20 protein-coding genes are annotated in these 22,469 nt (G+C 71.6%); 15 read left to right on the top strand and 5 right to left on the bottom strand.

Annotated features, from left to right (window positions below; all coding sequences use genetic code 11):
* Window positions 1-9: 9 nt before the first annotated feature.
* Together KYK13_RS05275 and KYK13_RS05270 are read right to left on the bottom strand one after the other, a co-directional pair.
* On the bottom strand, window positions 10-816 hold the full coding sequence (locus KYK13_RS05275) for a hypothetical protein (RefSeq protein WP_223642445.1): 807 nt from the start codon (window positions 814-816) through the stop codon (window positions 10-12).
* A gap of 94 nt (window positions 817-910) precedes the next feature.
* Window positions 911-1,906, bottom strand: a complete 996-nt coding sequence (locus KYK13_RS05270; protein ID WP_223642444.1) for a class I SAM-dependent methyltransferase — start codon at window positions 1,904-1,906, stop codon at window positions 911-913.
* A 453-nt stretch (window positions 1,907-2,359) separates the two neighbouring features.
* Here KYK13_RS05270 and KYK13_RS05265 point away from each other — a divergent pair, with 453 nt between their 5' ends.
* The 3 genes from KYK13_RS05265 (at window position 2,360) to KYK13_RS05255 (ending at window position 5,486) form a co-directional block, all read left to right on the top strand.
* Window positions 2,360-2,746 carry a hypothetical protein gene (locus tag KYK13_RS05265; RefSeq protein WP_223642443.1) on the top strand — a complete coding sequence of 129 codons (387 nt, stop codon included), beginning with the start codon at window positions 2,360-2,362 and terminating at the stop codon, window positions 2,744-2,746.
* Between the two features lie 77 nt (window positions 2,747-2,823).
* Window positions 2,824-4,203, top strand: coding sequence for a hypothetical protein (locus KYK13_RS05260; protein WP_223642442.1), 1,380 nt, complete (start codon window positions 2,824-2,826; stop codon window positions 4,201-4,203).
* 521 nt (window positions 4,204-4,724) lie between these two features.
* A complete protein-coding gene (locus KYK13_RS05255; RefSeq protein ID WP_223646533.1) occupies window positions 4,725-5,486 on the top strand; it encodes a DUF5953 family protein in 762 nt (253 codons plus the stop codon).
* Between the two features lie 9 nt (window positions 5,487-5,495).
* Here KYK13_RS05255 and KYK13_RS05250 read toward each other — a convergent pair whose 3' ends face one another.
* A complete protein-coding gene (locus tag KYK13_RS05250; protein ID WP_223642441.1) occupies window positions 5,496-6,647 on the bottom strand; it encodes a site-2 protease family protein in 1,152 nt (383 codons plus the stop codon).
* A 165-nt stretch (window positions 6,648-6,812) separates the two neighbouring features.
* Between KYK13_RS05250 and KYK13_RS05245 the strand changes: the two genes are divergently transcribed.
* From KYK13_RS05245 to KYK13_RS05225, 5 genes are all read left to right on the top strand, one after another.
* The gene (locus tag KYK13_RS05245) at window positions 6,813-8,375 is read left to right on the top strand and encodes an acyl-CoA carboxylase subunit beta (RefSeq protein ID WP_223642440.1); all 1,563 of its coding nucleotides are present in this window, start codon (window positions 6,813-6,815) and stop codon (window positions 8,373-8,375) included.
* A 119-nt stretch (window positions 8,376-8,494) separates the two neighbouring features.
* On the top strand, window positions 8,495-9,109 hold the full coding sequence (locus tag KYK13_RS05240; protein ID WP_223642439.1) for a hypothetical protein: 615 nt from the start codon (window positions 8,495-8,497) through the stop codon (window positions 9,107-9,109).
* Between the two features lie 40 nt (window positions 9,110-9,149).
* Window positions 9,150-10,667 carry an acetyl-CoA carboxylase biotin carboxylase subunit gene (accC, locus tag KYK13_RS05235; protein WP_223642437.1) on the top strand — a complete coding sequence of 506 codons (1,518 nt, stop codon included), beginning with the start codon at window positions 9,150-9,152 and terminating at the stop codon, window positions 10,665-10,667.
* Between the two features lie 43 nt (window positions 10,668-10,710).
* On the top strand, window positions 10,711-11,220 hold the full coding sequence (locus KYK13_RS39035; RefSeq protein ID WP_304504095.1) for a biotin/lipoyl-containing protein: 510 nt from the start codon (window positions 10,711-10,713) through the stop codon (window positions 11,218-11,220).
* A gap of 8 nt (window positions 11,221-11,228) precedes the next feature.
* The gene (locus KYK13_RS05225) at window positions 11,229-11,750 is read left to right on the top strand and encodes a YfbM family protein (protein WP_223642435.1); all 522 of its coding nucleotides are present in this window, start codon (window positions 11,229-11,231) and stop codon (window positions 11,748-11,750) included.
* Between the two features lie 25 nt (window positions 11,751-11,775).
* Here KYK13_RS05225 and KYK13_RS05220 read toward each other — a convergent pair whose 3' ends face one another.
* A complete protein-coding gene (locus tag KYK13_RS05220; protein ID WP_223642433.1) occupies window positions 11,776-12,561 on the bottom strand; it encodes a TSUP family transporter in 786 nt (261 codons plus the stop codon).
* Between the two features lie 84 nt (window positions 12,562-12,645).
* Between KYK13_RS05220 and KYK13_RS05215 the strand changes: the two genes are divergently transcribed.
* From KYK13_RS05215 to KYK13_RS05190, 6 genes are all read left to right on the top strand, one after another.
* On the top strand, window positions 12,646-13,458 hold the full coding sequence (locus tag KYK13_RS05215) for a hypothetical protein (RefSeq protein WP_223642431.1): 813 nt from the start codon (window positions 12,646-12,648) through the stop codon (window positions 13,456-13,458).
* Between the two features lie 106 nt (window positions 13,459-13,564).
* Window positions 13,565-16,078, top strand: a complete 2,514-nt coding sequence (locus tag KYK13_RS05210) for a DnaJ domain-containing protein (RefSeq protein ID WP_223642430.1) — start codon at window positions 13,565-13,567, stop codon at window positions 16,076-16,078.
* Between the two features lie 30 nt (window positions 16,079-16,108).
* Window positions 16,109-16,465, top strand: a complete 357-nt coding sequence (gene yhbY / locus KYK13_RS05205) for a ribosome assembly RNA-binding protein YhbY (RefSeq protein ID WP_223642429.1) — start codon at window positions 16,109-16,111, stop codon at window positions 16,463-16,465.
* 191 nt (window positions 16,466-16,656) lie between these two features.
* Window positions 16,657-16,875 carry a hypothetical protein gene (locus KYK13_RS05200; protein WP_223646531.1) on the top strand — a complete coding sequence of 73 codons (219 nt, stop codon included), beginning with the start codon at window positions 16,657-16,659 and terminating at the stop codon, window positions 16,873-16,875.
* Window positions 16,872-17,762 carry a hypothetical protein gene (locus KYK13_RS05195; protein WP_223642428.1) on the top strand — a complete coding sequence of 297 codons (891 nt, stop codon included), beginning with the start codon at window positions 16,872-16,874 and terminating at the stop codon, window positions 17,760-17,762. The genes KYK13_RS05200 and KYK13_RS05195 overlap by 4 nt, the downstream gene beginning before the upstream one ends.
* 136 nt (window positions 17,763-17,898) lie before the next feature.
* Window positions 17,899-18,756: a hypothetical protein gene (locus tag KYK13_RS05190; RefSeq protein WP_223642427.1), complete on the top strand. Its 858-nt coding sequence runs from the start codon at window positions 17,899-17,901 to the stop codon at window positions 18,754-18,756.
* A 7-nt stretch (window positions 18,757-18,763) separates the two neighbouring features.
* On the opposite strand, the gene KYK13_RS05185 is transcribed toward KYK13_RS05190, so the two are convergent.
* Complete coding sequence (locus tag KYK13_RS05185) at window positions 18,764-21,157, bottom strand: YfhO family protein (RefSeq protein WP_223642426.1); 2,394 nt, start codon at window positions 21,155-21,157, stop codon at window positions 18,764-18,766.
* 136 nt (window positions 21,158-21,293) lie between these two features.
* Between KYK13_RS05185 and KYK13_RS05180 the strand changes: the two genes are divergently transcribed.
* Window positions 21,294-22,412 (top strand): alpha/beta fold hydrolase, encoded by a 1,119-nt coding sequence (locus KYK13_RS05180; protein WP_223642425.1) that lies wholly within the window; start codon window positions 21,294-21,296, stop codon window positions 22,410-22,412.
* Window positions 22,413-22,469: the final 57 nt, after the last annotated feature.

The following is a 22,469-nucleotide window of genomic DNA, read 5'->3' as shown; positions in this document are numbered from 1 at the left end:
AGGCCCTCCTCAAGGCTTCGGAGGCGGCTCCGGCGCCTCGGGCTTCTCGCGCTCGAACTGGAACGTCTGCCGCGTGGCCCCCGGCACGGTGAGGATGAGCGAGTCCTTCGCTTCAATGACATACGTGAACTCGCCGCCCTTGAAGCGGCCCTGGGACAGCGGCACCACGCGCTCCTTGCCGCACACCGGGCCCACCGCCTGACCGTCCTGCGTGCGCAGCGCCAGGTGCTTCTTGTCCGTCACCTCCAGCCGGCCCCACGCACGAACATCCAGCATGCTGCCGCGCCCGAGCGTCGCGTCATCCAGCGTCGTCCGCAGCACGAAGCACCCGGTGGGCGTCACCTGCAGCGCCCGCGCGTAGTCGGACCGGGGCTGCACCTCGATGCGCTGCTCCTCCCCCGGCTTCACCGTGTCCGGGATGCTCGCCGCGGACAGCACCCACGTACCCACCAGCTCCTTGGGGACCGCCGTGCCCTTCGGCGCGTTGGCGCCCTCGCACGGGTTCGTCACCAGCTTCTCCGGGCTCTTGGGCGCGGGCTCGAAGGAGCGCTCACAGGTGAGCCCGCAGGACTTCGCGGCGCACGCCGTGTCGTCCGGCGCGCACTCCGCCTTGCTCGTGCAGGCCTTCAGCCGCTTGAGCGCGTCCTCGCACCCCTCGCGCAGGCACTTGTCGACGCACTCGGCGTCGATGCACTCCGCCACGCAGACCCAGTTGGTACGGCCGCACACGCCCGCCACGGTGCGCGGGGCCTGGGCCGCGGCGGGCAGCGCGGCACCGGAGACGAGAAGCAGGACGAGGAGTCGGAGCGGGCGCATGCGGAATGCAAGCTAGGCAGTGCGCCCCCCCGCGGCGACACCCGGAGACAGGAAGCCTGTCCACCGGGCATCACTCCGGCCTCCGGCACTGCCGTCAGGTGAACTGCCACCGCCAGGTGCGCGGGTCGGACGGATTGGGCAGCTCCAGCTCGAACTCCAGCGTGTCGTAGCGGCTGAACTCGCGCGGCTCCACGCGCAGGAGCGTCATCGACGTGGTGTTGCGCTCGCGCATGGGCGACACGTCGTAGGCCAGCTCCGCGTCGAAGGCGACCCGGTAGAAGAGGCAGAAGCCGTCCACCCGCCCGTCCTCCTCCACCGGCCGCTGGATGCGCACGCGCGAGGGCAGCCCCTCCGCGCGCATCGTCTCCAGGTCGAACCCGAACGCGGGCTCCGGCTCACACAGCAGGTGGTCGACTTCATACGAGCGCACCAGCCGCGTGAAGTACGACGGGCTCATCGCCTCGCGCAGCGACTGGAGGCAGCGGAAGTCCACGTGGGGCAGGTGCTGCGTCCAGATGAAGGGGACGCACGCCTCCTCGCGCAGCTGCACGGGCTCCACGAAGACCTCGAAGCGGTTGGGGAGGATGCGGCCGCCCGGCTTGAGCAGGCGCGAGCGCAAGTCCAGCATCCGGGGCACGAGCCCCGCGTCGAGCAGCGCATCTCCCAGCAGCTCGTGCAGCAGCACGTCCGCCTTCTCCGGCGGCTGGAAGTGCCAGGTGGGCTCGCGCACGAAGGCGATGCGGTCCAGGCCGTTGCGGCGGGCCACCCACTGCGTGGTGTCCAGCAGGCGAGAGTCATCCACCGAGTACAGCTTGCGCGGGTTCTGGTGCGCGGCGAGGAAGGTGCGCAGGCCGGTGCCGGCCTTCACGTCCACCACCACCTGGTTGGGGCGCACGTAGCGCTCCACCGCGCGGCGCCACGCCTCCACGCGTTGTGGATCCGCCAACACGGAGTCTTGCGGCGCCGGGCTGGACAGGGCCAGGCTGTTGGGCGAGCGCCGTCGGTGGAGATGAGACACGAGCGGCAGGTGGCTGATGCGCGAGCGCAAGTCCATCAATGCCTGACGCGGCAGGTCGAGCAGGTTCGACATGGCTTCCCCCCGGAAGGCCGTGACGGTCCCGACAAGAACGCGGCGGACCACCGCTGTCCCCCGGAACCCGGACCCAGAACGATGCGGCAGATTGTAGGTTCAATCCCATCCGTCCAGAGGGCCGCACACTGTCCCCACCTGAACACCTGCCCCCTCCCGCGGGCCCCGCACCACGCATACCGCCTCACGACAATCCTTCAAGGCAGCAAGACACCGGGACTCCCCGGTGACCTCTCGCCGGCGGAGAGACCGGCGCCGGCGAGAGGCTTTTCCCACCTGCCAGGAGTGTCCTCGCATGACAGTCCGAGCATCCCCGGGGGCGGGGCAAGAAAGCAGGCACAAATCGTTATTCCATGGAAAGCCTTCCATCCACGAGCCCTGTTCGTGGACGGGAGGAGGAATGCCGGTCACGCCCGTAGAGGGACCCAGGTCTCGTTCGAAGAGGGGGCACGGATGATGCGAGCGATGCAATCGCGGGGGCAGTACGGGCGGGAGCAGGGAGCGAACGGCGGGGCGCGGTGGAGGGCGCAACCGCGGCGGCTCCAGCTGCGGGACACGCGGGAGCGCGAGCACCGGGTGACGCGGTCCGCGCTGGTGGCGGCGCTGCTGGCGGAGGGCTGCTCGGCGGAGGCAGAGGTGGCAGGGTTCGCGGGGGCGCTGGAGGACCAGGTGTCGCTCAGCATCGAGCAGGTGCTGCGGTTCGTGGACAGCCTGCGGGTGCGCATGGCGCTGGCGCACACGGATGACGAGGTGTTGCAGCTGGCCTACCTGCGCCGCAACGCGGAGGAGCTGGCGGAGCGGATGATTGACTGGGCCAACACGGGGCGCCTGCCGAAGTAGGGCGAGCGGGCGTTGATGGTGGGCGTCCCGGGTGGGAGTGCCTTGACAGGGGCGGTGTGGCGCTCTCAGGTGGGGGCATGCTCGCCCTCGCACTTGCCGCCACGCTGGCGGCCGCACCCACGCCCCGCGTCGCCGCCTCCGCGGTGACGGTCCTCCACCTCCCGCGGCTGGACCAGGCGCAGGGGTTGAACGCGTTCTTCACGCGGGCCGGAGCGTCCTCGCAGATGCTGAACCCGGAGGCGTGGCGCGGCGAGCTGCATCCCCTGCTGCCCCTGGACCTGGGGAAGCCGGAGGCGATGGAGGCGCTGGGCATCGACGCGACAGGGCCGCTGACGGTGTCCATGCGGCAGGACGGCCGCATCACGTGCACGCGGGTGAAGGACGCGAAGGTGTTCCAGGAAGCGACCGCGAACGTGCTCGCGCGCAACGGCGACGTGAAGGCGGGCACGGTGAAGGGCGTGACGACGCTGCGAGCGCCGAGCGCCACGGGCGGCTACGGCGGCTACGTCCTCAAGGGGCAGGAGGCGTGTGCCTTCCTGAGCACGGATTCGGACGAAGCGCTCCGCAAGGAGGCCGCGAAGCTGGTGGCGCTGAAGGCGCCGGCCGCGGACGCGAGGATGGCCACGGTGCCGGGTGTGCTGTACGTGTCCACGAAGGACGGCGTGCTGGCGCTGGACGGCACGGCGACGGGGCTGAAGGTGGAGGGCACGGCGGCGAAGCTGCCGCTGCCGCCCTTCCAGCCCCAGGGCACCAGCCCCTACGGCGCCATGTCCCCCACGGGCCTGCTCTTCGCGAGGGCGCAGGTGGCGCCGACAGGCGTGGCGCAGGCGGTGGGGTCGGTGGCGGACGCGGTGCGGACGGTGTGTCCCGCGTGCCCGGCGGCGGACGTGAAGGCGGTGACGGACGCGCTGGCGAAGCAGCTCACGGGGCAGGTGTTGTTCGGCGTGGACTCGGTGGCGGTGAAGGGGTCGCTGCGCAAACCGGAGGTGCGCTTCTTCGCGGCGAAGCAGGCGCTGGCGGCGGAGGTGGCGGACGCGGCGGCGGTGAAGGCGGCGCTGGCGCCCATGGCGAAGTTCCCAGGGGCCAAGGCGCTGGAGGACGGCTACGCGATGGAGGCCAAGGGTGGCAGCGTCTACGTGCGGCTCAAGGGCAAGCAGTTGGTGTTCGGCAACGACTCCACGGTGACGCAGGCGCTGCTGGCGTCGCTGACGGAGAAGGGTGCGCCGCTGAAGCGCGCGGTGGAGTTCACGTTGGATCCGAAGAAGCTGGCGCGAGGCCTGTCCCAGGTGTCGCTGATGGACGTGATGGGCGACGAACGCCTGGCCGCGTTCTTCGGCGCGAGCACGGAGCTGGGCCCCCTGCTCGCCAAGAGCGACAGCATCACCGGCTGGCTGGACAGCGCCCCCAACGGCGCGCACCGCTTCCAGATGAACTGGTCGCTGCCGGAGAAGCCTTGAAGAACGGTCATGCGCCTTCTCACAGCCACCGCGCTCCTGCTCTTCCTGTCCGCCTGTGCGGCGTCGCCGCCACGGCTGAAGGAGTCAGCAACTCGGGAGTCACGACTCACCAATCTCCAGAGGGCGGCGACGCTGCCCTGGCGGGACGGAGGGAAATGCGTCGTCCGGGAAGCCTCCCAACCGTGGGCCATGCTGGTGGAGCGGTGCTTTCAGTCGCTTGACTCCAGAAGGATCCGCTTCGAGGACTCCGAGCATCGCTGTCCCGTGGCCTCGGCGGACGCGGCGGCCCTGCAAACGATGGTGGGGGTCTGCCTTCTGACCATCCGGAGATCGCCGTGGGCGCGGTGATCATCATCGGTGCGGTGGTGGTTGCGGCCGCCATCCACGCGGAGCTGGAGGCATACGAACTGCGGCACGCGTATCCAGACGAAGCTGCGCCCCGGACCCGGCCACTCACGCGGCAGTCCATGTCGGAGCACACCCCGAAGGAACCATCGTCCTCATGGCTTGGTGCAGGGATGATGAAGCGGCGGAATGATCTCGTCATGATTGCCTATGCGCCCGCGCTCACAGGCAATGATCGTCGCCCCCTGGACGTCGTCCACGGCCTGGAGCGCGCCCTCCCGGGCATGCACCTGGACTGGGCCATTTCCAGCGAGGGGAATCCCTACCCTCTCCCCCAGCGCGATGCCTGGGTCCTGGGAGGCAGGCCGGATGGGCCAGGGTTTCCTCTTGTCTGCAATGGCCCCAACGAGAGCGAACTCGTGACGGTCTACGGGCTGGGGATCTCCGCGGACTCCGGGCCAGGAGGCCAACCGCTGCTCGACGTCCACGCCGAGATGCCGATGAGTGCCGGCAACCTCGCGGCGGCAGAGGACCTGCTGGTAGGCATGGCGGAGGGAGCGCGCGCGTTCTGGGGCCACGCGACACCTTTCCCCGCTGGGGTGGAGATCGCGCGCCAGACCAAGAATCAGGCAGCGAACCCCAAGCCTCCGCCTCGTGGGCTGCCAGCACTCAAGCTCACACGGGAAATCCCTTCGCCGGAGTGCCCCCATCGCCTGGGCTGGCTCAACTACTGGTCGGCCGCTGCCGCACGACACATCGGGTTCCCAGACCCGGCGCGCGACGCGGAGCTGCTGTCACGCGCCCGGCGCACCGCGACCGGTGGCTGGATGGTTCGTCTCACCGCGGCCCCCCTCGACCTCGACAATCCCGCCCATCTCGAAACGCTCCTGCGAACCTATGAGCGCTTTCCGGCCATCGGTGGACGCATGTCCCCTTGAACGCGGTCCCTACGCCGGCCGCTCCCGGGGCCACCCCGTCCGCGACCGCTGGCGCTCCGCCTCCTCCGCGCGCATCAGCCCCCGCTGGAGGTCATTCCAGTCCAGCGTCCCCGCGAGCAGCCCCTCCTCGTCCACCACCGCGGCCATGGGCACGCGCGCCTCCGCCATCCTCCGGAGCACCGTCCACCCGTCCTCGCGCAACTCCGCCACCACCCCGTCCTCCATCGCGTCGCGCACCAGGCGGCTTCCACGCTGCGGCTCCGGCACCGCCTGCACCGCCACCCACGTCACCCGCCCCACCGGACGCCCCGCGCTCGTCACCGGCAGCATGCCCGCGTGCTCGCGCCTCAGCGCCCACTGCGCGTCCTGCAGGGTCAGGTCCAGGTCCACGCCCACCATCCGCGGCGTCATCAGCGCCTCCACCTTCACCCGCTCCAGGAGCGCCTTCATCCGCACCTGCCGGGACTCCCCTTCCGCGCCCATCAGCACGAAGAACGACACCACCAGCGTGAACGGGTTCAGCGTCATGAGGCCCCACACGCCAAACGCCAACGCGAACAGCCGCCCCAACCACGCCGCCACCTGCGTCGCCCGCACCACCCCCATCCGGGGCGTCAACGCCGCGCGCACGATGCGCCCCCCGTCCATGGGGAACGCCGGCAACAGGTTGAAGCCCCCCAGCACGACGTTGAGCATCGCCAGCGTGAAGAGCGCGAACTGCACCTGGAACAGCCCTAGGCCGTGCGCGCCCCACGTCAGCACGCCCAGGAACGCCGCCAGCCCCAGGCTCGTCAGCGGCCCCACCAGCGCCATCAACGCCTCGTCCCGAGGCCGCCTGGGCGCCTCCCCCAGCTCCGACACACCCCCGACAATCATCAGCGTGATGCCGCGCACCTCGCCGCCATGGCGCAGTGCATAGAAGGTGTGCGCCATCTCGTGCAGCAGCACGGACACGAACAGCCCCACCGCCACCGCCAGCCCCCACGCCCACGGGTGCCCGCCCAGCGCGCCCGGCGGCACGTCCGCCGTGTCCGCCGCCCGCTGGAGCGCCCCTCCAAACGACAGCGCCAGCAGCGGCAGCGCTATCAGCAGGGAGAAGTGGACCCGGATGGGCACTCCCCGGAACGTCCCCACCCGCAGTGCCCCCGGCCTGTCACGCATCGCGAAGCCTCCCTGCCCGCCTTCCCCCCGGAAGACGCGGTGTCGGAAATCCTGAACTTCCGTCTCCTCCCCGCCCCGCGCACCCCCAGCCCGGAGGGCCGCCCACCCCTCCAGGGGCAAGGGAAGCGCTGCCACCGCCCGCCAATCGTGTTAGAGCGGCCCCCCATGGCCACGACCCCCGAGAACGATCCCTTGCGCGCACGGCTCCAGCAGATGGAGCAGCAGGCCGAGCAGGGCGGCGGCGCCGAGCGCATCGCCAAGCAGCACGAGGCCGGCAAGCTCACGGCCCGCGAGCGCATCGACCTCCTCCTCGACCCCGGCTCCTTCAGCGAACTGGACAAGTTCGTCACCCACCGCAGCCACGACTTCGGCATGGGTGACAAGAAGATCCTCGGCGACGGCGTCGTCACCGGCTACGGCACGGTGGAGGGCCGCCAGGTCTTCGTCTTCGCCCAGGACTTCACCGTCTTCGGCGGCTCGCTCTCCGGCGCCTACGCCCAGAAGATCTGCAAGATCATGGACCTGGCCACCCGCGTGGGCGCGCCCGTCATCGGTCTGAATGACTCCGGCGGCGCGCGCATCCAGGAGGGCGTGGAGAGCCTCGCCGGCTACGCGGACATCTTCCTGCGCAACACGCTGGCGTCCGGCGTGGTCCCCCAGATTTCCCTCATCCTGGGCCCGTGCGCGGGCGGCGCGGTGTACTCGCCCGCCATCACGGACTTCATCATGATGGTGAAGGACACGTCGTACATGTTCATCACCGGCCCGGACGTCATCAAGACGGTGACGCACGAAGAGGTCTCCAAGGAGGCCCTGGGCGGCGCGCTCACGCACAACCAGAAGTCCGGCGTCGCCCACTTCGCCGCGGAGAACGAGCAGGCCGCCATCGCCATGACGCGCGAGCTGCTCTCGTACCTGCCCTCCAACAACCAGGAGGACCCGCCCGCGCAGCCGTGCGACGACGACCCGTTCCGCGCCGAGGAGTCGCTCAAGTCCATCGTCCCGGCGAACCCGAACAAGCCCTACGACATCAAGGAGATCATCCGCGCCATCGTCGACTCGAAGCACTTCTTCGAGGTGCAGGAGCACTTCGCGAAGAACATCGTCGTCGGCTTCGCGCGCATGAACGGCAAGAGCGTGGGCATCGTCGCCAACCAGCCCGCGGTGCTCGCCGGCTGCCTGGACATCGACGCCAGCGTGAAGGCCGCGCGCTTCGTGCGCTTCTGCGACTGCTTCAACATCCCCCTGCTCACCCTGGTGGACGTCCCCGGCTTCCTCCCCGGCACGGACCAGGAGTGGGGCGGCATCATCACCCACGGCGCCAAGCTGCTCTACGCGTACGCGGAAGCCACCGTCCCCAAAATCACCGTCATCACCCGCAAGGCCTACGGCGGCGCGTACGACGTCATGGCGTCCAAGCACATCCGCGCGGACATCAACTACGCATACCCCACCGCGGAAATCGCCGTGATGGGCCCCGAAGGCGCGGTGAACATCATCTTCCGCAACGAGCTCTTGAAGGCCCAGGACGCCAACGCCGAGCGCAAGAAGCTCACGGACGACTACCGCGACAAGTTCGCCAACCCGTTCAAGGCGGCGGAGCTGGGCTACATCGACGAGGTCATCCGTCCCGAGGAGACCCGCGCCAAGGTCATCCGCGCGCTGGAGATGCTCAAGGACAAGCGGCAGGAGAACCCGCCGCGCAAGCACGGCAACATCCCGCTGTAGAAGAAGTCCCTGCCCGCGCCCGCACGTCCCCCGTCGCCCTGGGGGGCAGGCGGGCGTGGCGCGTTCCGGAAATTCGCGGGTAACGCCGAGGCTTTCACGGGGCCACTCAAGGAGCCCCCGTGTCCCAGCAGCGCAGACTCGTCCTGTTCCTCTCCGACGTCGAAGGAAACCTCACCGCCCTGCGTCAGACGCTCAAGGGCGTGTGTGAGGGTCTGGACCTGCCCACTCCCGAGGTGAAGTGGGTGGAGCCCCGTCCGGAAACGCTCACCGACAGCGGCTGGCACGTGGCGGAGATTCCCCTCGTCTCCGGCAAGGCGTCCGGCAAGGTGCCCTCCCCCGAGGAGCACGTGGACGCCATGACGCAGGCGCTCTCCCGCGACTTCCGCGACCGTGCCATGGGCATGTACGTGGACCGCGAGCACAGCTATGCGCGCGTCTGCATGGCCGCCCCCAGCCGCCCGCCCCGCGCCATGGAGGGGGAATACCTGGACGTCCTGCGCCAGGCCGCGCGCTGGCTGGACGTGGAGACGACCGCGCTCGCCCGCCTCTTCAGCGGGAGCGCGGCGCGCAACCTGCTGGCGGCCGCGGTGGACTTCGGCACGGACGGCAAGCCCGTGGAGGCCCCCTCGCGCCCCGCCCCGCCCCCGGAGCCGGACGAGGACGACCGCTTCGTCGAGGCGAAGCTCGCCCAGGCCCGGCAGCTGATGGACCAGTACCTGAACCTGCGCAAGTAGAGGCAGGCAATCCCGGGCGCCCCATGCTAGACGGGCGCCCATGCCCAAGATCCGCAAAGTGCTCGTCGCCAATCGCGGCGAGATCGCCATCCGGGTGATGCGCACCTGCAAGGACCTCGGCATCGCCACGGTGGCGGTGTACTCCGAAGCAGATCGCTCCGCGCTGCACGTGCGCACCGCCGACCAGGCCTACTTCGTCGGCCCCCCGCCCTCGCGCGAGAGCTACCTCGTGCAGGAGCGCATCCTGGAGGTCGCGAAGCAGTCCGGCGCGGACGCCATCCACCCCGGCTATGGCTTCCTCTCCGAGAACGCGTCCTTCGTGCGCGCCTGCGAGAAGGCCGGCATCACCTTCATCGGCCCGCCGGCCTCCGCCATGGACGCCATGGGTGAGAAGACCCGCGCCCGCGCCAACATGATCAAGGCGGGCGTGCCCGTGGTCCCCGGCACCACGGAGCCCATCGCCACCATCGAGGAGGCGCGCGAGTACGCGCAGAAGATCGGCTTCCCCATCATGCTCAAGGCCGCCGGCGGCGGCGGCGGCAAGGGCATGCGCCGCGTGGAGGGCATGGCCGACTTCGACTCCGCCTGGCGCTCCGCCAAGAGCGAGGCGATGAGCTCGTTCGGCAACGACGCGGTCTACATCGAGAAGTACCTGGAGAAGCCACATCACGTGGAGATCCAGGTCTTCGCCGACCAGTACGGCAACACCATCCACCTGAACGAGCGCGAGTGCTCCGCGCAGCGCCGTCACCAGAAGGTGGTGGAGGAGACGCCCAGCCCCATCCTCACGCCGGAGTTGCGCGCGAAGATGGGTGAGGTCGCGGTGAAGGCGGCCAAGGCCGTCAACTACGTGGGCGCCGGGACGGTGGAGTTCCTGGTGGACGTGCACCGCAACTTCTACTTCCTGGAGATGAACACCCGCCTCCAGGTGGAGCACCCCGTCACGGAGTGGGTCACCGGCCTGGACCTGGTGGCCATGCAGAGCAAGGCCGCCGAGGGCGAGAAGCTCCCCCTCTTCGAGGCCCCCGCGCCGCGCGGTCACGCCATTGAAGTCCGCGTGTACGCGGAGGACCCGTCCCGCAACTTCATGCCCAGCCCCGGGAGAATCCAGGCGCTGCGCGTGCCGGGCGGCCCGAACGTGCGTGATGACTCGGGCGTGTACGCGGGCTTCACGGTGCCCAACTACTACGACCCCATGATTTCGAAGCTGTCCGTGTGGGGCGCCACGCGCGAGGAGGCCATCGCGCGGGCCAAGCGCGCGCTCTCCGAGTACGTGGTGAAGGGCATCACCACCAACATCCGCTACCTGCACGGCATCCTGTCCCACCCGGAGTTCGTGGGCGGGGACTACGACACCAGCTTCCTCACCCGCGAGCACACCGCGCTGCAGGGCGCGGAGGATCCCAAGCTCAGCGAGGTGGCGCTGCTGGCGAGCACGCTGCACGCCTTCCAGCGCGACCAGAAGCGCGCGAAGACGCTGCCGTCGCGCGCCGGTGGCTCGGACCCCAGCGGCCGCATCAGCCCGTGGCGTCTGGCGCTGAAGACCCGCCGCCGCTGAGACCTTCTTCCTCCCGCCAAGCCTCCCGGAAGGACCTTTTCCCATGCGTTACTTCACGAAGCAGCAGGGCCAGAAGGAAGCGGTGCCGGTGGACCTGGAGTCCCTGGGCCAGGACCGCTACCGGCTCACGGTGAACGGCAAGACGTTCCAGGTGGACGCGCTGTCCGTGGACCAGGGCACGCTGTCGCTCCTGGTGGACGGCCAGTCGTACAACGTCGAGTTCGAGGAGAACGGCGACGAGATCGGCACGCTGGTGCGCGGGCAGGTGAACCGCACCGACGTCGCGGACGAGCGCAAGCTGCGCATGCGCGCGGCGGCGAGCAGCTTCTCCGTGGAGGGCCGCCAGGTCGTCCTCGCGCCCATGCCCGGCAAGGTGGTGAAGGTGCTGGTCAAGCCAGGTGACGAGGTGAAGGAGGGCCAGGGGCTCGTGGTCGTGGAGGCCATGAAGATGGAGAACGAGCTCAAGAGCCCCAAGGCCGGCAAGGTCACGGAGGTGCACGCGAAGGAAGGCACCGCCGTGGAGAACAACGCCAAGCTCGTCGTCGTGGAGTAGCCCGCCCCATGGAGATGCTCTGCACGCTGCGCAGCACCACCGAAGCGCAGCGCCAGGCCCTGCGCGAGGCGCCCGAGTCGCTGGAGCCCTTCCTGGAGGACGAGGAGGACTTCGGCGACCCGAAGGGCGCGGCGTTCCTGGAGCTGGACATCGGCGAGGCGTGGCACGGCCTCCAGTACCTGCTCACCGGCACGGCGTGGGAGGGCCAGCCGCCGCTGGACTTCCTCGTGCGCGGCGGCGACGAGGTGGGCGACATCCCCTCGGATGAAGGCACCGCGCGCGTGTTCGACGCGGCCTCGGTGAAGGCGCTGGCGGAGGCGCTGAAGCAGACGCCCGTGGACGCCCTGCGCGAGCGCTTCGACCCGGCGCGGCTCCAGGCCGAGGACATCTACCCCGGCACCTGGGACGAGGAGGAGCCCACGGACGACGTGGATCCGCTGGAGGAGCTGCTCTCCTACTTCGTGGAGCTCCAGAAGTTCACCGCCGCGGTGGCGAAGCGGGGCTTGAGCCTGCTCGTGCACATCGGCTGAAGGGCCGGGCGGCGGCGCGCCTGTCTCAGGCCGCCCAGCCCAGCCACACGTCGCGCCCCAGCTTCAGCACCAGCGCGGCCACCACGCACAGCACCACCCCGCGCACCAGCCGGTCGCCGCCCTTCACCGCCATGTGCGCGCCCAGCCACGCGCCGGTGAACTGCGCGGCGGCCATGGGCAGCGCCACCTTCCACAGCACCACGCCCCGGACCGCGAAGAGCGTCACGGACGCCAGGTTGGAGGCGAAGTTCACCACCTTCGCGTCCGCGGACGCGCGCGCCAGCCCGTGACCCAGGAGCGACGAGAACGCCACGATGAGGAAGGTGCCCGTGCCCGGCCCGAAGAAGCCGTCATAGGTGCCGATGCAGAGCGCGATGAGCGCGCCGATGGCCTGCGCGCGCGGCCGGGGTGAGGGCTCCACGCCGTCGCGCTTCGGCGGCGTGCGGCGGAAGGCGAGGAACACCGCCACCGCGATGAGCAGCACCAGCACCAGCGGCTTGAGCACCTCCGGCTTGAGCAGCAGCACCAGCGCCGCGCCGCCGAACGCGCCCATCAGGCCGAAGGGGAACGTCACCCGGGCCAGGTCTCCGTCCACGAGGCCCGCCCGCGCGAAGCGCACCATGGCCGCGCCCGAGCCGAACACGGACTGCCCCTTGTTGGTGCCCAGCGCCACGTGCGCCGGCAGGCCCGCCGTCAGGAGCGCGGGCAGGGTGATGAGCCCCCCGCCTCCCGCGATGGCGTCCACGAAGCCCGCGCTCAGCGCGGCGACACACAACAGCACCAGCTTCACTGCGCTGACGTCCAGGTCCACGGTGGCGCCCGCTTATCACCCGGACGGCGCGCCGTCCCGGCCGGTTGCTTGCGTCGCGGGGAAGCTTGGGGGTCAATGCGGTTCATGCTCGCGACCCTGATGACCGTGCTGGCGCTGACGCTGGCGGCGCCGCCCTCCCCGCCTGACGCGACCACCGCCACGTGCCGCGCCATCGACGGGCACGTGTCCTGTGGCTATGCGTGCAAGTCGGATGGCCAGCGCGTGCGGTGCGCCCAGACGCTCCAGGGCCGCTGTACGGTCATCGACGGGCAGGCCGTCTGCTTCGACCCGCCGGCCTACGTGGTGAAGGCCTACGGCGCCGGGCTGCCGGACTCGGAGTGCAAGACCATCGACGGGGTGGTGGGCTGCGGCTACGGGTGCGTCACGGACTTCGGCAAGGTGCAGTGCGCGAGGACGCCCGCGGGCGTGTGCCGCAGCCAGGGCGGCAACGTGACGTGCTTCGACCCGCCCGCCGCGGTGTTCGCGGTCTTCGGCCGGCAGGCGCCGCGCGCGCAGTGCGTCAGCAACGGCCTCCAGGTGGCGTGCGGCTACAACTGCGTGAACGCCTCCGAGGGCGTGCGGTGCGCGAAGACGCCCCTGGGCGTGTGCAAGGCGCAGAACGGCCACCTCACCTGCTTCGACCCGTCGCCCGCGGCGCTCTGCGCGTGGGGCAAGGACCTGCCGGCGCCCCAGTGCAAGCTGAGCGAGACGGGCCCGGTGTGCGGCTACAACTGCACCACGGCGTACGGGAAGGTGGCGTGCTCGGGGACCCCGGCGGGCCTCTGCAAGGTCTTCGACAGCGAGGTCTACTGCTTCGACCCGCCCGCCCAGCAGCAGGCCGACGCGGCGTGCCTGGCCAACGTGGGGCTGGCGGCGATAGAGGGCGCCACGCCCTGAAACGCCTGCCCGCCTGCCCGTGAGAGGTCGTCTGCTTGGAGGTGGGCACGGGCGGCGATAAAATTCCCGCTCCCCGGCGGTCCAGGGAGTGGGAGCAGAACGGCACATGGCGGAGGGCGAGGTCCGGCAGTACTGGGTGCGGAACGATCGGGGCACCACCTGGGGCCCCCTGACGGGTCCGACCATCGAGCTGCTCATCGACAGCGGCTCCATCCAGGGCAAGCTCCAGGTCTCCACCGACGGGCTGCAGTTCGCCTTCCCCTGGCGCTTCCCGGAGGTGCGGGACGTGTTCCCCCGCGAGCTGTGGGGGGACGGAGCACCCGCGTCGCTGGTGCAATCCGCGCCGGCCGCCATCGCGCCTCCGCCGCCCGGGCCTGGCGCCGCGCCCGCCGCGGGCCCTGGCGCCAGACCTGCTGCGCCCGTCGCCGGTCCTGGCGTCCCCGTCGCGGGTCCTGGCGCCGTGCCCATGGCGGGTCCTGGCGCCGCGCCCATGGCAGGTCCGGGCGCGATGCGAGGCCCCCCTCCCGGCGCGGCGCGTCCGCCCGTCGACGCGGCGGGACGTCCTGTCGCCGCGCGGCCTCCGGGTCCTCCTGGCGCGGTGGCGCGTCCTGCCGGAGCCCCTGGAGCGGGAGCCCCTCCGGGTGCGGCGGCCCGTCCGGCCGCGACCGCGCAGGCGCCACAGCCCGCGCCGACGCCAGAGGATGACGGGACCAACACGGTGCCGCCGCAGGGACAGCTCCAGCAGTACTCGCCCCTGCAGCTGTACGGCCGCATCGCCGCGAGCGAGCAGACGGGGCTCCTGATGCTGGGGCTTTCGGACCGCACGCTGTCGGTCCACTTCCGCAAGGGAAGTCCGGAGTTCGTGGACTCGTCGCACGCGGAGGACGCGCTGGGCGTGTCGCTGCTGGGGGCGCGGCTCCTGACGGCGGAGCAGTTGCAGCAGGCGGAGGGCGCGAAGGAGCGCTTCGGAGGTGACCTGCTCGCGGCGCTGTTCGGGCTGGGGCTGCTGCAGCCGGCGACGGCGTTCACGCAGCTGGCGCAGCGGGCGCTGGGCCTCCTGAGCAAGGCCCTGCGCGCGGAGTCCGGGACGTTCACCTTCGAGGCGAAGGACCTGCCCGCGCAGAAGGCGATGCCGCTGGGCAACCGCTGGGCGCTGCTGAGCGACCAGGTGCGCCGCATGCCGTCCGCGGACCTCAAGCGGCGGCTGGCCTTCGTGCTGCCCATGCCCATCATGAAGTCCGGAGGCCGGGTGGCCTCCAGCGACCTGCGCCTGACGCCTCACGAGGTGCGCGCGCTCTCCTTCATCGACGGCGTGCGTTCGCTGGGGCAGCTGCTCCAGGACTTGCCGCAGGACACGGACCACCTGCTGCGCGTGGCGTTCCTGATGAAGGAGCTGAACGGCGTCTCCTTCGCGGCGGTCTCTCGCGCGCAGGGGGCCCCCCCGCCGCCGGCCTCCGGGCCTGCCGTTGTCGCTGGAGCCACCGGTCCGGACGTGCCCGCCGCGGGTCCGGGGACCGCGAGCGCGGGAGCCCGGCCCGCCGCGCCTGTCGTGGGCCCCGCGGCCCCGCCGGTGGCCGCCCCCGGTGCGCCTGTCGCGGGTCCGGGCGTGCCCGGTGCGCCCGCTGGAGCCAGGCCCGCCGCGCCGGTGGCCGGCCCTGGTGCGCCCGTCGCCGGTCCAGGTGCCGCGCCTCGTCCCGCCGGCGCCGCTCCCGTGGCGGGCCCAGGTGCAGCGCGTCCGGGCACCGCGCCTGTCGCGGGCCCGGGTGCCATCCCGCGTCCTCCGGCTGCGTCCCCTGCCGGTGCAGCCCCCACCGCCGGCCCCGGTGCCCGGCCTCCAGGTGCTCCCGCCGGCGCCGCTCCCGTGGCGGGCCCGGGTGCCCGGCCCGCTCCGCCCGTCGTCGCCGCTGCGCCGGCCCCCGCCGCCTCGGGCCCCGCCCCTGGCTCGGACGAACTGCCCGCGCTGCGCCAGCTCGCCGCGACCATGAAGGGCCAGAACCACTTCCAGCGGCTCGGGCTCACCGAACAGACCGAAGGCAGCGCGGTGAAAATCGCCTACTTCCGCCTGGCCAAGCTCTACCACCCGGACACCCTGCCCCCGGGCGCCCCGCCGGAGCTGGAGAAGCTCAAGGCGGAGGTGTTCGCGTACATCGGCGACGCCTACCGCGCCCTCTCCGACGACAAGAGCCGCGCGGCCTACCTCGAAGAGCTCAAGAGCGGCGGCGGCGACGGCGTGGACGTCCAGGCCATCCTCCAGGCGGAGGAGTTCTTCCAGAAGGCCTGCATCCTGGTGAAGGCGCGCAAGTACCCGGAAGCCGTGAAGATGCTCAACGACGCCATCGCCCTCAACGCCGAGGAGCCGGAGTTCTTCGCCTGGCGGGGCTACGCGCGCTTCCTCGCCGCTCCGGACAAGAAGGCCGCCCAGCCGGAGGCCTTCCGCGAAATCCAGGCCGCCATCAAGCGCAACGAGCGCTGCGCCCCCGCCCACTACTTCCTGGGCGTCATCGCCAAGGTCTGCGGCGACGCGGCCGGCGCCCTCAAGCACTTCAAGCGGACGGTCGAGCTGCAACCGGACCACATCGATGCGATGCGAGAGGTCCGCATGGCGTCGCAAAAGAAGTAGGGTGCGCGCCTTTTCAAGGAGACACCCCCCATGCCCCTCACCGGGAAAGAACGCCGCCACCTGCGGGCCCTCGGCCACCACCTGGAGCCGGTGGTCATCGTCGGCTCGTCCGGCGTCACCGAGGGCGTCATCGCCGCCGTCGAGCAGGCGCTGAACGACCACGAGCTCATCAAGGTGAAGATCAACGAAGGCCCGGAAGGCCGCCACGAAGGCGCCGACAGCATCGCCGCGGCCACCGGCTCCGAGCTCGCGCAGCTGCTGGGCCGCACCGCCCTCTTCTTCAAGCGCCGCAAGCAGAAGTCCCGCTTCGAGGACATCCTCAAGGGACCCCATGAGCCCCGGCCGGCCCCCAAGCCGGACGAGGACAAGAAGCCCCGCCGTCGCTGAAGCGGACACTGTTTTCCAGGGTTCACGACGAAATCGGCCCCGCCCGGGCATTTTGTGCGGGTCCGAGAGCAGGCGAGCCCTCGTACCGGGTTCAAAATGTCCCTACGCTGGGGGTCTCCCCCCCCCGCGGAGGTGATGTGCAGACTCCCTCGTCCTCCCCCTCATCCGCCCCTGGATGGCATGACGTGCTGATGCATCACCTGGAGCCACTCCTGGGTGACTTCACCGCGAAGATGGCCATCCACACCGCCGCGCTGCGGGCCCTCAAGCGTCCACCCGAACAGGTGGGCGTGCAGGACGTGCCGCAGGTGCTGGAGGGGCTCAAGCCCATGCTCAACGTCTTCATCGGCGCGGCGCGCACGACGAACACCCTCACGGAGCTGTCGAAGGCCATGGAGAAGCTGCGATGAACGCCCCCCGTCCCTCTTCGGGTCGCGCGCTCGCGAAGGTGGCGCCCTGGCTGGGCGCCGTGCTGGTGCTCCAGTTGGTGCACCTGACCGCGGTGGCCACGTCGTTCCAGGACGCGCGTCAGCTGGCAATGGTGGGCGACGTTGCGGGCTGGGCCGTGGGCCTGCTCGCGGTGCTGGGCACGGCGGCGGCGGCGAAGTCGTTCGGCGCGGGGGACTACCTGCGCCGCGTGTGGGGCCTCCTGACGGTGGGCGCGCTCCTGTCGCTCGTCAGCACGGCCCTGCGCAGCTACTGGATGCACGCGGTGCCGGACGTGCCGTTCGCGCAGTCGCCGCTGTTGCCCGTGCGCATGGGCGTGGTGGTGCTGGCGAACGTGAGCACCACGTTCGCGCTGGTGCTGCTGGCGCGCACCTACAAGCAGTCCGGGCTCCAGCCGCCGTCCAGTCCGCGCGCGACGCTCCTGTGGGCGGTGGCGGCGGTGGCGGCGCTCGCGGTGGGCGGGCCCGCGCTCATCGCGGCGGTGAGGCACCTGGGCGAGGACTTCGCGGCCACGTGCACGGCGGTCATCGCGCTGGCGTCCAGCCTGGGGGACATGACGACCATCCTGCTCGTCGCGCCCATCCTCCGCGTCGCGTACATGCTTCGCGGCGGGCGGCTCGCCTGGGTGTGGTGGGCCATGGGCATCTCCGGCGCGGTGTGGCTCTTCTACGACGCGCGCGAGTGGCTGGCGCCGGTGCTGCCCGGCAATCCCGCGGAGGCGGTGGAGCTGCTGCGCACGCTGCGCACCTCGGGGCTCGCGATGCTGGGGCTCGCCGGGTGGTTGCAGCGCTCGGCGCTCACGTCGGCCCAGCGCCGGGAGAGCCCGAGCGTCGTCGTCCCCACCGCCTGACACGGCCCGTCGCGTCGAGCCGACGCGCGAGGCAGGAACCGGCCCGCTCCGTCTTCCGGGGCGGGCCGTCGTGTTTTCAGGCGTGCGGGGCTGCGGGAGACTGCGGCTTCCCCTTTTCTCCGGAGGCTTCACGTCCATGCGACCATCCCTGAGCTCCCTGCTGTTGGCCACCTGTCTGCTGACCGGGTGCCGGACGACGCGCGAAGCCCCCGTGGCGCCCGTGAAGGCGGACTGCGGTCCGGTGATTCCCGGCATGGAGGCGGTGCTCAAGCCCGCGGCCTTCGTCGTGCTGGGAGAGGTCCACGGCACCCAGGAGGCGCCGGCCTTCGCGGGGCGGCTGGCATGTCACGCGGCGGCGGCGGGACAGCCGGTGCGGTTGGCCCTGGAGCTGCCCGTGGAGGAGCAGGCGAGCCTGGATGCGTTCGTCGCGGGGGAAGCCGAAGGCCCTCTCGACAGCGCCTTCTGGCGGCGCGAGGTGCAGGATGGCCGCAGCAGCCAGGCCATGCGTCAGCTGCTGGAGCGCGTGCGCGGATGGAAGCACGCGGGGCTGCCGGTCCGGGTGGTGGCGTTCGACGCGGGTGGCAAGGACCGCGACGAGACGATGGCGGCACAGCTCCGTCAGGCGCGGAGCGAAGCGCGCGGGGACACCTTCATCGTGCTCGTGGGCAACCTGCACGCGCGCCGTGACGTGGGCGCGCCCTGGGACGAGAAGCTCCAGTTCATGACGCACCGGCTGCTCGAAGCGGAGCCCGGCCTGGTGTCGCTCGACATGGTGAACGCCGGAGGCTCCGCGTGGATCTGCCGTGGAATGACGGCGGACGCCTGTGGTCAGCATTCCCTGCGAGGCCGGGGGGAGGTCCAGGCCCCGGGCATCACCCTCCAGAAGAACGCGGAGGATCCAGACGGATACGACGGCACGTACTCCGTCGGAGCGCTGACCGCCTCTCCGCCCGCGTTCAGCGCCCCGAGCACCGCGACACCCGCGCCGCGCTGAGCCCCGGTCAGCTCCGGGCACGGCGCCGCGACACGGCCATCGCGGCGCCCAGCGCGCCCAGCGTGAGCGCGCCCAGGCACAGCCCGGGGACGAGCCCCGGCGTCCGGTAGCGCATCACCACCGTGTGGCGTCCCGCCGGCACCGGCACCGCGCGCACGGCCACGTTGGCGGCGAGGATGGACACGGGCGCGCCGTCCAGCGTCGCGGTCCAGCCGGGTTGGTATGCGTCGTTGATCACCAGCACCGACGGCGCTGGAGCCTCCACCTCCACCGCGAAGTGCTCCGGCGACTCGCGCGTCACTTGCACTGTGCCCGTGCCGGACGCGTCCTCCACCGGCAGCGGCGCCGCGCACTCCACGAGGACGGCCCCGGACGCCATGGGCTCGGGCGCCGTCATCCGCGTCAGGGCGTCATCGAACGTCGCCACGCACTCGGGGCGCGCCAGGTGGATCCGCGCGGGCGCGCCGGGGTGCGCCAGCAGCGTCGTCCCGAAGAGCGGCTCCTGTGCCAATACCCGCGCTCCCGGAGGCGGCCCTTCGGCCAGCTCCTGCGTGCGCGTCACCGTGAACGGAGTGGACAGGCGCGGCGCCAGCTCGAAGTTCCAGCGCTTCGCATCACCCATCAACCGCAGCACGCGCGAGCTCCGTCCCGGCAGGTAGCCTTGCGCGCTCTCGATGTCCCAGAACACCGACGTGTCCGGCGCCAGCACCGCCACCTGCCCCAGGCTCAACCGGTCCTTGAAGTCGTAGCCGGGCAGGGGCGGCGCCCAGTAGCCCTTCACCACCGTGTTCACCCGCACCGGCTCCTCCGGCGGCGCGGACGCGCGGATCCGCTCCGCGAACGGAGGCGGCGTCTCCAACATCTCCGCCGGGGACACCTGGTAGAGCGGCCCGTTCTCCAGGAAGAGCGCCGCGCCTTGCAGCACCACCAGGCCCACGCCCAACCGGGGCCGCCACGCCAGGACCGCGCACAGGAGCGCCAGCCCCGCCGCCATGGCCCCCATGCGCACCACGTTGTCCGACAGGCCCTCGACGGCCGCCGCGGGCGCATCCGGCCAGTGCGGCGACACCCAGCCCCGCGTCCACAGCCCGCCCACCGCCTCGCCCAGCGCGACCGCCGCGCACAGGGCCGCCACACCGATGCCCGAGAGGATGACCGCGCGCGGCGCCCCACCCGGCCCCAGACAGCGCCGCCAGCCCAGGCCCGCGCCCACCGCGAGCCCCAGCACCAGGAAGGACCCCAGCTTCTCCGGGTAGCGGAAGGGCCGCCACAGCGGCAGCAGCCGGTACACCCAGCCGTACACGGGCAGCGACGCCCCCAGCACCAGCGCCAGCAGCAGCAGCCACCCGGCCACGAACACCCAGGTGCGCCGCTGGCGCCACGATGCCCCCAGGCCCGCCAGCGCCAGCACGCACGCGGGCGTCCCCACGTAGAGCGAGTCCACCCACGCGCGCGTGAAGCCGCCCACGCGGATGAGCTTGCGCACCACCATCTCCGGGATGCCGCGCACCCCGACCGGCTCCGTCAGGAACGGGCCCAGCACCAGCTCTCCCACCCGCAGCGGGTGCAGCGAGAAGTACTGCGCTTCCACAAGCGACCGGGCACCGGGCTCGCCCGTCATCACCAGCCCCGCGGCGGGGAGCAGCTGCGGCGCGGCCAGCAGCCCGCCGGTGAGCACCAGCAACAGACACGCGCCCACGCGCCGGGCCCATGTCCCCGTCGCGGTCACGGGCTCCGTCAACGCCACCAGGATGCCCAACGCCTGGGTGACGGCGAACGCCTGCGCATCCCCGCCGAACGCGACCAGCGCCAGCAGGCCACCGCCCACCGCCAGCCGCGCGGCCGAGGGACGCCGCACGAAGCGCAGCACGCCCCACAGCGCGGCGGGCACGGTGCTCGCGGCCAGCAGGTACGTGGGGTTGTTCGTGATGCAGACCAGGTAGCCGCTGAAGGTGAACGTCAGCGCCCCGAACAGCGCGCCCGCGCGAGGGACGCCCCACTCGCGCAGGAGCGCGGCCGTGCCCAGCAGCGCCACGGGGAAGCACAGCAGCACCGTGAGCTTCACCGCCACGCCCAGAGGCAGCACCAGGTGCAGGAGCGCCGTGGGGTGGAACACGCCGGAGATGAAGATGGCGGGGAAGGACTGCCCGAAGCCGTCGTAGGGGAACCAGTCGGGGAACTCGCCACGAGACACGCGCGAGGCCCAGTAGGCCCGCATCGGATAGAAGGCTCGCAGCGTGTCGCCCGCCAGGAAGACGTCGCGCGTGAACGTCGCCCGGAAGAAGAAGAGCGCGGGCAGCACCAGCGACAGGCCCCCGAGCATCCCGCGCCAGCCGGGCCGGGCCTCGTCCACCGGCAGGGAGTCCGTCGCGGGAGTCGGTGCGCCAGGGTTCGCGTCCACGTGCGCGACATCGTCGGTGACGCACGCCCCCAAGCCAAGTGTCGTCTGCCCACGCGCGGACCACGGCGGGGTGGCCCCTGCCCCACCCGGCGCGCTACATGCGGGGCTCCCCCTCTTCCTGCACGAGGAACCTGGAATGCTCGCACGCACCTGGCGCGGAGTAACGAAGGCGGAGGACGCGGACGCGTACCTCGCGTATCTCCACCAGACGGGCCTCACGCACTACCGGCGCACGCCGGGCAACCTGGCCGCGTACTGCCTGCGCAAGGTGGCGGACGGGCGCGCGGAGTTCCTCCTCGTCACCCTCTGGGAGTCCATGGACGCGGTGAAGCGCTTCGCGGGGGACGCGCCGGAGCGCGCCATCTTCTTCCCGGAGGACGACCGCTACCTCATCGACCGGGACCTGCACGTCACCCACTACGAGGTCCCCTTCGCGGAAGGCCAGGCCTTCCAGCCCCACCGCGTCCGCTTCGACGACTTCCGCGTGGCGGGGCCCGCGGGCGACCTGCGGCTGGTGGACACCGGAGGCGGAGGCAATGCGCTGCCCGTCGTCTTCGTGCATGGGGTCGCGGGCAACGCGTCCCACTGGCAGGCGCAGCTGGAGCACCTGGCCCGGACGGGCCGCCGGGGCATCGCGATGGAGCTGCGCGGGCACGGGGGCTCGGCCGCTCCGGATCCGGAGGACTACACGCTGGAGGCGCTCGCGACGGACATCGCCGCCGTCGTGCGGGCGCTGGGGCTGCGCCGCTTCGTGCTGGTGGGGCACAGCATCGGCGGAGGCGTGACGCTGGCGTACGCGGGAGAGAATCCCCGGCAGGTGGCGGGCCTGTTCCTGGTGGATCCGCTCACGGACGCGCGCCAGTACTCCGAGGAGCACATGACCGCGTACCTCGCTTCACTGGATGCCCCCGACGTGGCGCAGGCGATGCGGAAGGACTGGGCGGAGATGGCGGGGTCGCGCGCGGACGTGCGAGACCGGCTCCTGGCGGACCTGGACGCCACGCCGCTGTCCGCCGTCACGGCCGTGCAGCGCTCCAGACTGGGCTTCGACCTGAAGGCCGCGCTCGCGCGCTACCCGGGGCCGAAGTTCTCGCTCGTCGCGCCGGACAACGACCTGCCCCGCAGCCTCCACCGGCTGGGAGAAGGCGTGGCGCACCAGGTGGTGGAGGGCGCCAGCCACTGGATCCAACTGGATCATCCGGACGCGGTGAACGCCGCGCTGGACGCGTTCCTCACGAAGTCAGCACCAGCTTGACGAGCTCCGGGGGGCTGCCCAGCCGCATGGGTGCAAGACTCGCGCGCCTTGGACCCG

The organism is Corallococcus sp. EGB, assembly GCF_019968905.1.
GTDB lineage: Bacteria > Myxococcota > Myxococcia > Myxococcales > Myxococcaceae > Corallococcus.
This window is presented reverse-complemented; position numbering and strand designations above follow the sequence as displayed.